This is a genomic window from Heliophilum fasciatum, from assembly GCF_004341395.1.
Classification (GTDB): domain Bacteria; phylum Bacillota; class Desulfitobacteriia; order Heliobacteriales; family Heliobacteriaceae; genus Heliophilum; species Heliophilum fasciatum.
In genome coordinates this window covers 46,570-59,043 of the sequence record NZ_SLXT01000011.1, presented here as the reverse complement: position 1 = coordinate 59,043, position 12,474 = coordinate 46,570, and the positions used below count along the sequence as shown (strand labels likewise).

The following is a 12,474-nucleotide window of genomic DNA, read 5'->3' as shown; positions in this document are numbered from 1 at the left end:
GCTGCCTCCAACTTTCATCGTGCTGGCGTGGAGGCCCGTTAAGGGGCCCCCAGCCTCATCAGCGACCAAACAAACGCTTTAACGCCACTGACAACTGTTCTGTTAAATTTTCGACAACCGCCAGGGATTTGGAATATTCCATGCGCGTAGGTCCAAGCAAACCAATGACCCCGAGGACTTCGCCGTCCACCTGGTAGGTGGCGGTGATCATACTGCAGTTGCGTACCCCTTCATGGTGATTTTCGGTGCCGATCTTAATCGAAACACCTTCCGATTCGACACCACGAAGCAGATTCCGCACAAGATCATGCTCTTCCAGTATACCCAATAGATTCTGGATTTTTTCGACATCTTTAAATTCCGGTTGTTTAAAGATATTGAGCGTACCGGCAAGATACACTTGTTCTTCACGTTCGGCTTGCATCGCTTGATCGATCAGTTCCAGCGATTGCACCAGCACTTGTTTTTGTTTTTTTAGCAGTTGCGACAAATTGCGATAGAGAGAGTTGCGCACTTGCTTCATCGTCTGCCCGGCCAGTTCGGAATTGATCAGGTCCGCTACGAGTTGCAAATCATCGGCCGAAACGGAATCGGGCACATCGATGATCCGGCTTTCCATAATCCCGGCGGAAGTGACAACGACGACCACCACTTTGTTCGGCTGAATCGGAATCAACTGAATCCGCTGGAAGGTTGTTTTGCCGACCTGCGGCCCCAGAACGATGGCCGTATAGTTGGTCAACTGCGATAAGATGGTCGTCGTCTGCTGCATCAGCATGTTGACTTCCTGGAGCTTATCGATCAAGGTATGGCGGATTTGCTGCCGCTGGTACTCTTGCAGTGCTTCACGTTGCATCAAACAATCGACAAAATAACGATATCCAAAGTCGGAAGGAATCCGGCCCGCCGAAGTATGCGGCTGCTCGATATAGCCCATCTCTTCCAAGTCAGACATTTCATTGCGAATCGTTGCCGGTGAAACTCCAATGTCGTACTTGCGTGCCAGTGTTCGAGAGCCAACGGGTTCGGCCGTAGACACGTAATCTTGAATGATCGCCCACAATACTTTTTGCTTACGCTCATCCATCTGCATCTCGGTTCACCCCTTCTGTTAGCACTCTCAAGAGTTGAGTGCTAACACTCTTGGATAAAAAATACCACCACGATCTACAGTTGTCAATAGTCCCCTTACGGAAGAAAGCGCTCCATGATCTCATTCGATAAAAGATAGGCTTTGGGCGTCAACGTCAGGTGCCGGCCATCCCAGGTAACCCAGCCTTGCTGCCTCAACTTTTCGGCTTCCCGCTGCCAACGGGTCAGCACTGACGGGACCACCTGATACTCGGCAGCAACGGCCGTCAGATCAACGCCGACCATCCGGCGCAAGCCGAGAAAAATGGCTTCACCGGCGGCCACTTCCGGCGCCAGCGCTTCGAAATCATCGATCATTTCCACGGTCTGCGCGGGACCGACCCCGGCGGGTCGCTCCGCACCGCCGCTTGAACGCAGAACGTTATCGTTTGATCCGCCTCCAAGCATTGACGGCAGCGCACATGCTTCCCCCTGCTGCCAAGCCTGGCTGTACCGCCGGCTGTCAAGGCACCAGGTCCAGCGATAGTGTCCCCAGTTCGAGGCGGCGCCACTACCGATGCCCAGATAATCGCCGCGGCGCCAGTAATTCAGATTATGCCGGCATTGATAACCGGGCCGCGCAAAATTGGAAAGCTCATACTGGTCAAAACCGTGAGCCGCTAAATAAGCGCAGGCCCATTCGTACATGGCCACTTCATCTTCTTCCGGGCAAAGCGCCACATGACCGGCCGCCGCTTGCCGCTCCAACGGTGTTCCCACTTCTAACTTCAAGTTATAAAGGGACAAATGGGTCGGTGCCAGCGCCACTGCCGCTTGCAGCGATTCTCGCCAGTCTTCCAGAGTTTGTCCGGGAATGCCATAAATCAGATCGAGATTAATGTCTTCGATGCCGGCCTGCTGCGCCATGGCTACCGCTTGACCAATGGCCGCTTGATCATGACAACGGCCAAGCAAATGCAAAAGGCGCCCCTGAAACGCTTGGGCGCCAAAGGAAAGCCGACGAATCCCCCCGGCGACCCAGGTCGCCAAGTCATCGGGAGAAACGGTACCGGGATTGGCTTCGACGGTCACTTCTGCCGGCATGCCAAAGCGTTCCGCTACGGTCCCGACCAGCCCTACCAGCATGCTTGGCGGCAGTAGCGATGGCGTGCCGCCGCCGAAAAAAAGACTGGCCGGCGGGCGGCCGTCACCACCGGGATCGGCCGGCAAAGCGGCAAGATGCCGGCGGAGCGCTTCGCCGTAGGCCAAACGCTCCGCCGGATCGGCCCGGTGCGAGTAAAAATCACAATAACTGCACTTAGCGACACAAAAGGGTACGTGCACATAGATCGTCCAGCCCAGGCGCAACGGGGCGAGATTATTCATCGATCGCCAGTACCGCCATAAAGGCTTCCTGCGGAATTTCGACACTGCCCACTTGCTTCATGCGCTTTTTGCCTTCTTTTTGCTTTTCCAGGAGCTTGCGCTTCCGCGAGATGTCACCGCCGTAGCACTTGGCGAGGACGTTTTTACGCATGGCGTTGATCGTTTCCCGGGCAATGACTTTGTTGCCGATCACCGCCTGAATGGGCACTTCGAACATCTGGCGGGGAATGAGCGTACGCAGCTTAGCTGCCAGCGCCCGCCCACGGGCATAGGCTTTGTCCTTATGGATAATCACCGAGAAGGCGTCGATCAAATCACTGTTGAGCAAGATATCAAGCTTAACCAGCTGCGATACCCGGTAACCGATCAGCTCATAATCGAGGGACGCATAGCCTTTGGTCCGCGACTTTAATTGATCAAAAAAGTCAAAGACGATCTCGGCCAGCGGCAGATCATAGGTAAGCATGACCCGCGTCGAAGCGATATAGTCCATGTTGGTGAAAGTACCGCGCTTTTCCTGGCAAAGCTCCATAACGGCACCGACATAATCGGTCGGTACCATGATCGACGCTTTGACATAAGGCTCTTCAATCGATTCGATCTTGGCTACCGGCGGCAGTTTGGTCGGGTTATCCATCATGACCACTTCGCCGTCGGTTTGATTGACCCGATAAATAACACTGGGCGCCGTCGTGATCAGATCGAGATCAAATTCCCGCTCCAGCCGTTCCTGGATGATCTCCATGTGCAAGAGGCCTAAAAAGCCACAACGGAAACCAAAGCCCAGCGCCACCGACGTTTCCGGTTCATATAACAGAGCCGCGTCATTCAAACGCAGCTTGTCCAGTGCATCACGCAGGTCTTCATACTGGTTCGTTTCTACCGGATAAAGACCGCAATAGACCATCGGCACCACCTGACGATAGCCGGACAAGGGCTCCGCCGCCGGGCGCTCCGCATCGGTAATCGTATCACCGACACGGGTATCTTTGACGTTTTTGATCGATGCCACGATAAAGCCGACTTCACCGGCATGCAAACCTTCCACTTGACGCGGCGCCGGCGTAAAGACGCCCACTTCCGTCACCTCAAAAGTGCGGCCTGTGGACATCATTTTGATCTTCGTGCCTTTTTTGACCTGCCCGTGCACAACCCGCACGTAGGATATGGCCCCTTTGTAGGCATCATAAAAGGAGTCAAAGATCATGCACTGCAAAGGCTCTTCCACTTGGCCCTTCGGTGGCGGCACTTTGGCCACTACAGCCTCCAGTACGTCTTCAATCCCCAAACCGGATTTGGCCGAAGCCAGAATCGCATCGGAGGCATCGAGGCCGATCACATCTTCGATCTCTTGCTTGACCCGTTCCGGCTCCGCACTGGGCAGATCAATTTTGTTGATCACCGGAATAATCTCCAAGTTATTGTCTAAAGCCAGATAGACATTGGCCAACGTTTGCGCTTCAATGCCTTGGGCCGCATCAACAACCAGCAACGCACCTTCACAAGCGGCCAGCGACCGTGAAACTTCATAAGTAAAGTCAACGTGGCCCGGTGTGTCGATCAAATTCAGCGTGTAGGTCTGACCGTCTTTGGCCTTATATTGCAAGCGCACTGCCTGCAGCTTGATCGTAATCCCCCGTTCCCGTTCCAAGTCCATGCTGTCCAAGACCTGGTCTTCCATCTCCCGCGACGAAAGCGCCCCGGTAAATTCCAAGATCCGATCAGCAAGGGTCGATTTACCGTGATCAATATGGGCGATAATGCAAAAATTGCGGACGTTCTCTTGAACCAATCCCATGAGTCTTAACCTCCCTTGCCTTAAAAAGCGACATATCTAATGTATTATACCTAACCTGTTCCATCGGAGCAACAGGATTAGCCGCAGAAGCACAGCACAAGCATGGGCAAGCTTGGCACAAGCACGGACAAGCTTGGCGATCACCGTCGCTTAAATCGCCCCAGAAACGCCTGCTGCACAAAGCGCGCTTCCTCCATCCCCATGGCGATCGTCACCGCGCCATAGACCAGCGCACCGACGGCAACATAGATCACCATCGCCCCATACTGCATCCATTCCTGCTCCACCGGTAAAAAAGTGGACACCAGATAAACCACACTTTGCAGCACCGCCCCCATCAGCACCGCAGCGAACAGCGTCTGCAAGCAGGAGCGCACCATGCGCCGCCCGCCCATCTTGCGCAGTGCCCGGCGTGCCATCAGCAAAAAGAGCCCCGTCGTCAAAAAAGCACTGATCGAAAAAGCCAGCGCCAGGCCTTCTGCGCCAAGCCAGTTCAGCACCACCAGCGAAATCAGCGTATTAAAAACGAGCGAAATCGCCGATATGCGTACGACGATCTGCGGTTTTTGCACCGCATAAAAAACCCGCGGCAATAACTGATTGGCCCCCTGCGCCACCAAGCCGATCAAGAAGTAAAACAACACCGATGCCGTGCTTAGCGTCGCGGCGCGATCAAATTTGCCATGTTCAAAAAGCACCTGCACAAGGGGCACGCGCAAGATCATCATCCCCACTGCCGCCGGCAACGTAATGAACACGACACTGCGCAAGCCCAAAGACAAATGTTTACGAAACTCCTCCCACTCTTTGTTTGCTGCACAGCGAGTCAGTGTCGGGAACACAGCCACCGAAATGGCAATGGCAAAAACTCCTAGAGGCAGTTGCATCAGCCGGTTCGCAAAGCGCAGCGCCGTAATCGATCCGGCTTCCAGCGACGACGCCAAATTCTGATTGATAATATCCTGCACTTGTCCGATCGACAAACCGATCAGCGCCGGTATCATCAACGCACCGATCCGCTTCACGCCGGGATGGCGGAGATCTAAGGTCAAGCGGTAACGAAAACCGGCCCGCGACAGCGCCGGCAATTGTACAGCAAAATTGGTCAAAGCTCCGAAAACCACGCCGATCGAAAAAGCCGCAATCCCCAGTTGATCCGCAAAGAGCCAACCAACGACAATGATCACCAAATTATAAAGAATCGATCCGAGGGCCGGCATGAGAAAATGCTGATGGGAATTCAAAATCCCCATCGACAGTCCGGCCAAACCGGTAAACAAGACCGAAGGAAACATAAGCCGAGTCAAGAAGATCGTTCGTTCCAGCGTCTCTCCTTCAAAGTCAAACGCAACGAGCGGGATCAGATAGGGCGTAAAAATCTCGCCCAACACAATACCGATGACCAGCATGATCACCATCGCATTGACGATGGAAGAAGCCACACGCCAACTGTCTTCGTTTTCCTGACGGGCTACATAAGACGAAAAGACCGGGATAAAGGCCGTCGAGATGGCACCGCCAACCAGCAAAAAATATAAAAAATCCGGTAAAGCAAAGGCCGCAATATAGGAATCAGTAATTTCATTTTGTCCGAACTTAGCACCGATGACGGCTTCACGGACAAAGCCAAGAATCCGCGACACCAGCATAGCTAACATCATGGAACCGGCAGCACGGGCTACACGCTGGCCCTGGGTCATGGCCTCTCCCCTCCCCCATTGTATCGCTCCTCACTATAACAGGTAACGAGCAAAAAAAAAACCTCGTCATATCGACAAAGGTTTTTTTAGAGGTCCTTGAGTAACCCTTGCTCTTCCAGTAGCTTGCCCAAGGCATCAGCCAAGGCATCAGCCGAAGCCAAAGCTTCCGTCGTGGCGTTACGATCACTACCGATCTCCACCAAAAGCGCCCGTGGCGACACTTGCTGATGATAGCGGCCGTTCTTGGTCAGAATGCCCTTACTGATCCCCGGATAGAGCTCATTTAACTTGGCCGATAAGGCTTCAGCAAAAGCAAGGTTCTCCCGCCACCGTGGGTGCGGTGCCCGTGCATCCGTACCGACAACAAAAAGGATCTTGGCATAGGTTCGCTTACCGATTTTAACCGTTTCCCGGCCCGGCCCGGCATCACGATGAATGTCCATAATCGCCAAGGGGTTGGGATGGGAGATCAGCATCTCTGCCAGCGTACGGGCCGATTCAGCATAGGCCGCTTGATAGGAAGGAAAATCATTGATCCGTTCGGAATGAATCACCGGCAAGGCGCGCTTGGCTTTGATCTGTTCGGCAAAACGCTTGCCTACCTTATAAACACCGGCATTTTGCCCGTCCAAGCGGGACTTGCCGCCGGTCGCTGCGTAGGTTTCACTGTTATGTGTATGATAAAGCAGCAGTACCGGCGAAATCGGCCGTTCTTTGATCGGCTCAGCCTCTCCGGCCTCTCCGGCCCCTCCGGCCGCACCGCCACCGTTCGCAGATCCCTTTCCGTCACCGGGCAAGCCACGCAGATCTTCACGCAGCACATCGACGTCCAAGTTGTCTTCCCCTTCGACTTCGGCAGCTTCCGGTTCCCCTGTGTCGACCTTACGCAAAGCCAGCGCACCGGTGAGCGGCGGCACCGTCGGTTCCGGTGGTTGTAGCCCCAGCTTGGCTTGTGTGCCGGCTTCCGTCCCCGCCTGCAGCCCCGCTTTTCTTCCCACTTCCAGGTCATCTTGCTGCTTTTCCCCGCCGGCGGACTCGGCGCTTCGCCAAAAAGGCAACTGCCAACTCAACAATGCACTTATGGGATGGGGTGACAGGGCACCGGCCGTTCCTTCCGGCGGAATCAATCCCGCTGCAGCTTCCCGACTGCCTACGGCCGGCACGGCTACATGAAGCCACGTCAACGGTGCGGCGATCATCTGGCGCAGACCGCCTTGGAATGTCCACAAGCCGCCTAACCAAACAACACCGACCATCAACGCGCCGGCACTTCCCCAGCCGATCCAGCGCAAGACAAGCTGCCTCCCGCGGTTTGTCCAGCCAAAAAACAAAGAAATCCCCCCTCTCTTTAGCTTATGAGAAGGGGGACTGACCTATGTCAGAAAAATAATTGCCTATTCAATTATTCCTTAGGGCGATTGTTCAACGCACGGGCGCTGTCAAGCGGTGTAGGCAATACAGCATCCAAAACGCCGATGACCAACGCAGCGATAATCGCACCTACGAGGGTAACTTGAATCGATCCGGGAACGAGCAATTGGCTAAGCCAGATAACAATCGCGGAAACAACAAAGCCGACAATCCCACGGCGCATGCCCATTACCTGGTCACCCAGCACAGCTTCGGCGGCATACCCCAGCAAAGCGATCACAAAAGCTGCGATAACCGCACCCATAATGCCGTTAATAACAAAGCCTGGAACAAACCAGCTAACCACTAAAAGAACCACGGCGGATACGAGAAAACGAACCAATGCACCAATCAAAACGTTCTAACCTCCTTTGCGTTTTAATCCGGTAGTAGTATGACTCAAAAGATAACGATTCATACAGTGAAAAACATACTTGCACCACGAGCGATAACATGGTAGAATATCCGTTGTTGACCAGCGAGGAGGTGAAGAGTGTGCCTAATATCAAATCGGCGATTAAGCGTGTGAAAATTACCCAAGAACGGACCCTGCGCAATGCATCGGCTCGTTCAGCGCTGCGTACGACGATCAAACGCTTTGAAGAAGCCGTAGCTTCGGCTAATCTTGATAACGCTCGTCTAGCCCTCGCCAAAGCTGTTCGAGCCCTGGACAAAGCTGCCGCGAAAGGCCTTGTGCATAAAAACATGGCTTCCCGGAAAAAGTCCCGTCTTACCCGCAAGCTGAACAAAGCAGCTGCGCAATAATTTATTCATAAGACGCTAAAAAACCCTCCGCCCGAACGGCGAAGGGTTTTTCATTTTTTGGCTATTGTGACCGGGCAAAGGAAAGCATAATCCGTTCCAGCAGCGCTTGGGCATCTTCACGGCCTTTTTTCACCGCCCGATCAGCTTCGGCAAACCGCCCATGGAGCATGCGCAGATCGTCGGGACGAAATCGCTTCGCCTGCTCCTCTAACTTACGTACGATCCCCGGGGGTACCTTTAACACAGTCACCCACTCCGTCTTGGGCACACGGCGCGCCGCCAGATCAGTCACCATCAACAGTTGGCGCACATGGCGGACGATCAAAAACATCAAGGGCACCGGCTTTTCGCCATGCAAGATCAATTCACGAGTCAACGTCAGCGCTTCACCAACGGCCCGCCGTCCCAGCGCTTCGGTGATCGCAAAAATCTTGTCCATGGCGGTAGCCGGCACCAAGCGACGCACCCGTTCCACCGTAACCCGTCGCTGCGGCGACGGTTGTCCCAGGAAGGTCTGCAACTTTGTCAATTCCTGCGTCAACAGTCCCAGATCATTGCCGGTGCGCTCGACGAGCAAGGTCAACGCTTCCGGATCAATCGGCATGCCCAGCCCGTCAGCGCGCCGCCGCACCCAGGCCAGCACGTCGCTGTCACGAAGCGCCTTGACTTCTACGACGCCGCCGGCTTTTTCCACGGCCTTATAGAGCCGTTTGCGTTTATCTACACCGCCCGGCGAATAAAAAACTAACGTCGTCGTCGGGTTCGGATCTTGAACATAAGCCAGCAAGGAAGCGTCCGAATCGGGCGCTTTTTTGTTTTTTCCCCGTTTACCGCTGGAAGTTGCTGCCGAAGGGGCCGTCGCTGCCGATGCTACCGGGCTTTCTTTGCCGGCACCCACAGCCGCTCCGGCTCCTTCCTCGTCACCAGCACCGGCACCACTATCGCCGCGACTGCGCAGCAACGCCAAGTCACGAACGACAACCAAGCGCCGTTCCCCCAAAAACGGCGGCGTTTGAGCTAGCTCCGTCAAGGCTTCTGCCGACGTATCCCCTTCCAGGCGATCAAAGTTAAAATCGCCCGACGGCATCGCTAAAAACCAAGCCGTCAAACGGCCGTAAAGCTCCTGAAGCAAAAAAGGGTCTTCACCGGTCAGGATATAAACAGGCGCGAGCAAGCCACGATCAAGCGCCGCTTTGAAGCCCTGGTAATCCATTGCCTTGCCACCTTCTCATCAACTCATTCCTCACCAGTATACCGCAACCACTCGTGAGCAGTCACGACTCCCTTTGTCGACAGTGCAGAAAAAAACTTCGCGCCATTTTAACCATTTAATGTATTTTATAGCAGGATTTTTAATTCACCTTGACGAAGAATCGCTCATCATGGGGAGGTGTTGAAGATGCAGCGACCATTGGTCGTATTTTCTCTGCTTTTCGCCAACGGCTTGGCCCTCGGATTGACCTTCCCGCCGTGGCTGCATGATGCCGGCGATCCGGCGAAAGGCGCTCTGTTGATCAGTTGTGTTCTCACACTGGCGATGATCGTCTACGGAAGCGACCGTCACCTCACGGCGGCCCCCTCCTTCGCGCCACGAGTAAAAGCACCGGCCCTTCGCTGGCTGCTTTACAGTTTAATTGTGATCACCGCCGCCTTTTATGCTGCGCAAGCAGCCCAGATTACCTCGTCCATCACTACCGATCAGGACGAGCGCATCACTGTGCGTGGCACGATCACCGAAGCCCAGTACAGCCCGGAACGCCGCACGTACCGTTTGCGCTTGGAAAACGGTGAAATCATCGGTTTGCGCCAATTTGGCCCTTTTGGCAGCAGGTCAGAAGCCGGCGCCACGACGGAAGCCGCCCTGACAGGGGCCGGCGCCACGACGAAGGCCATCGCTCTGACGGAGGCCGACGCCACAACAGAGGCCGGCTCCGTCTACGTCAATCAAATCGTTCGTGCTACCGGCAAAATCCAACGGCCATCGCCACCGCGCAATCCCGGTGATTTCGATTATCAAGCCTATTTGTGGCGACAAGGCATAGCTGTGGAACTGCTGCTCGACCGCCAGGGTGGCCTGGAACTTTTATCGCCTGAAGAAGAAGCATTCGTCCGGAGCCGCACCGGTATACTTACAAGCATCATCGATCAAATCCAAGCTACGGCAGCTCGGCAACGGCTGAACCTGGAGGCCTTTGTGGACGCCGCCACAGCGCCTGAGGAGGGGGCGATCATCAAGGGCATTCTTTTTGGCGGACAAGCCGGGCTTTCGCCGGCCGATCGCGACGCTTTTCGTTTGACCGGTGTCGCCCATGCTTTTGCCGTGTCTGGCGCTAACATTGCCGTAATCACAGCCAGCGTTCTTTGGATCTTGCAAGGGCATCCCCGCTTTCGCTTGCCACTGCGGCCCAGCTTGGCGCTGACGGCGGTGATCATCACCTTTTACAGTTGGATGGCCGGTTTTCCGCCTTCGGTGCAGCGCGCCCTGGCCATGGCCTTGATGGCGTTGCTGGCGCGCGGTCTTAGCCGCCGCACCGATCCGCCGACATTAATTGCCGCTGCCGCCTTACCATTGCTGCTTTGGGAGCCCTTAATGATTGCCGACCCGGGATTCCAACTTTCCTTTATCGCCACCTGGGGGATCATCTATCTTTTGCCGGCTCTTACACCGCGACCAAGTAGAACTTCACAGGAAAGCATAAGTTCACAACCAAGCATAGGTTCGGGTCCAAGCATAACTTTATCCATGCTTGCTGCCTACCAGGAAGGGGCAGTGACAGTACCAACCGAAGCCGTAGGCGAAGCAAAAGGAAAATCAGCAGGCCCAGAACAGGATGTAGCACGGGACGCGACACATAACGAAGCCGGGGCCGCAGCAGAAGATGGGGCATCGGGCTCCCCTTGGACCCAAAAACTGCGCCAGGGCTTGATCACGGCCGCTTGCCTGACAGTGGCCGCCCAAATCGCCGTGGCGCCGCTGAGCATTTACCACTTTAACCTTTTTTCCTTAGCTGGTTTTGTGGCCAATCTGGCCGCCGGCACGATCATCGGCCTCGTCACCAACATCGGTATGGCCGCCAGCGTCCTCCAGTTCATCTCCACCGATCTGGCGGCGCTTTTACTCCAGCCAGTTGCCCTGCTCGTCAGCATCATGCGCACAGCCTTGCAGTTTCTGGCTGAGTTGCCTGGGGCGGCATTAACGATCGCCTCCCCCCATCCGCTTTGGATCGTGCTTTTCTATGGGCTTCTCTTGCTCTGGCGTGAGTTCCGGCTCGATCACCTCTCGCCGAAGCACAGCGCCTGGATTTTGCAGTTTGCTCCGCCAGGTGCATTGTTACTCATGGCCCTGATCGCCTTTACGTGGTGGTGGCCCCAGCCGCTGCGGGTTGTTTTTCTTGACGTCGGTCAAGGAGACAGCATCGTTATTCATCCGCCCACGGGGGACCCCATACTCATTGATGCGCCGGGGCCGGCTCGCTCCTGGGGCAATCAGAGCAACAGCGGTCCAGCCACCCCACGCGATCCCGGGGCAACAACAGTGCTTCCCTACCTCAACCGCACCGGCACGACGCGCCTCAGCGCTGTGATCAATACCCATGCCGATCAAGATCATATTGGCGGCTTATTGGCCATCATTAAGGCCATTCCGGTGGAGCGGTTGATTCTTTCACCGTCGCCGGAACCGAACGAAGCGTATCTGTCGTTACTGGAATTGGCCCAACAACGCGGTATCACCGTAGTCGAAGCACCCGCACCTGAAAGCGACCTAGCACCGCTGGCAGCGCAAAAGCATGACCCGCCACTGCACCTTCATGTCTTGTACCCCACAGTCGACTCTCGACCGGAAAATATTAACGATTCGTCCATCGTCACAGCACTTACCTACGGTAGCTTGCGCTTGCTCCTGACAGGCGACGTTGATAAAAACGGCCAAGAACAACTTCTCAAACACTTCAGCGACAGCAATCAAGAACAACCTCTGCTAGCGCACATCGTCAAGGTGCCCCATCACGGCAGTTCCCGTACATTCCATAGCAATCTCCCCCCAGCTACACAACCGCGACTGGCGATCATCTCGGTAGGCAAAAACACCTTCGGCCATCCGGCCAAAACAGTGATCGATGCCTGGGCCAACACCGGTGCCACCGTGCTGCGCACCGATCACCACGGCGCCGTAACGATTGAAAGTGACGGAACGATCATGAACTGGCGCACGATGCTGAGGAACCCAATGATCATGAGTCCGCAATAGCCCCCTATGCCGCTACGCAGCACCCAAGAAGAACACAGAGCGGGGGTATTTTCAGGGTGGAACCTGGCTTAAGTAAACTTCGATTCATATTGAGA

Annotated in this window: 9 protein-coding genes; 2 read left to right on the top strand and 7 right to left on the bottom strand. The window is 55.1% G+C overall.

The annotated features are described in order from the left end of the window. Nucleotides 1-58 precede the first annotated feature (58 nt). The 6 genes from hrcA to EDD73_RS07585 form a co-directional block, all read right to left on the bottom strand. A complete protein-coding gene (gene hrcA / locus EDD73_RS07610; RefSeq protein ID WP_131919189.1) occupies nucleotides 59-1,093 on the bottom strand; it encodes a heat-inducible transcriptional repressor HrcA in 1,035 nt (344 codons plus the stop codon). A gap of 95 nt (nucleotides 1,094-1,188) precedes the next feature. Further along, complete coding sequence (gene hemW, locus EDD73_RS07605) at nucleotides 1,189-2,457, bottom strand: radical SAM family heme chaperone HemW (protein WP_131919188.1); 1,269 nt, start codon at nucleotides 2,455-2,457, stop codon at nucleotides 1,189-1,191. Next, a complete protein-coding gene (lepA, locus tag EDD73_RS07600) occupies nucleotides 2,450-4,255 on the bottom strand; it encodes a translation elongation factor 4 (protein ID WP_131919187.1) in 1,806 nt (601 codons plus the stop codon). The genes hemW and lepA overlap by 8 nt, the downstream gene beginning before the upstream one ends. Before the next feature lie 140 nt (nucleotides 4,256-4,395). Further along, a complete protein-coding gene (gene murJ, locus EDD73_RS07595; protein ID WP_131919186.1) occupies nucleotides 4,396-5,955 on the bottom strand; it encodes a murein biosynthesis integral membrane protein MurJ in 1,560 nt (519 codons plus the stop codon). 86 nt (nucleotides 5,956-6,041) lie between these two features. Further along, complete coding sequence (gene spoIIP / locus EDD73_RS07590) at nucleotides 6,042-7,286, bottom strand: stage II sporulation protein P (RefSeq protein WP_131919185.1); 1,245 nt, start codon at nucleotides 7,284-7,286, stop codon at nucleotides 6,042-6,044. A gap of 71 nt (nucleotides 7,287-7,357) precedes the next feature. After that, nucleotides 7,358-7,720, bottom strand: coding sequence for a phage holin family protein (locus EDD73_RS07585; RefSeq protein ID WP_131919184.1), 363 nt, complete (start codon nucleotides 7,718-7,720; stop codon nucleotides 7,358-7,360). Between the two features lie 140 nt (nucleotides 7,721-7,860). On the opposite strand from EDD73_RS07585, the gene rpsT reads away from it, so the two are divergent. Next, nucleotides 7,861-8,130, top strand: a complete 270-nt coding sequence (gene rpsT / locus EDD73_RS07580; RefSeq protein ID WP_131919183.1) for a 30S ribosomal protein S20 — start codon at nucleotides 7,861-7,863, stop codon at nucleotides 8,128-8,130. 61 nt (nucleotides 8,131-8,191) lie between these two features. Here rpsT and holA read toward each other — a convergent pair whose 3' ends face one another. After that, nucleotides 8,192-9,343, bottom strand: a complete 1,152-nt coding sequence (holA, locus tag EDD73_RS07575) for a DNA polymerase III subunit delta (RefSeq protein WP_131919182.1) — start codon at nucleotides 9,341-9,343, stop codon at nucleotides 8,192-8,194. 186 nt (nucleotides 9,344-9,529) lie between these two features. On the opposite strand from holA, the gene EDD73_RS07570 reads away from it, so the two are divergent. Then, entirely contained in the window at nucleotides 9,530-12,379 is a 2,850-nt protein-coding gene (locus tag EDD73_RS07570) for a ComEC/Rec2 family competence protein (protein ID WP_131919181.1), read from the top strand. The last annotated feature ends 95 nt before the right edge of the window (nucleotides 12,380-12,474 follow it).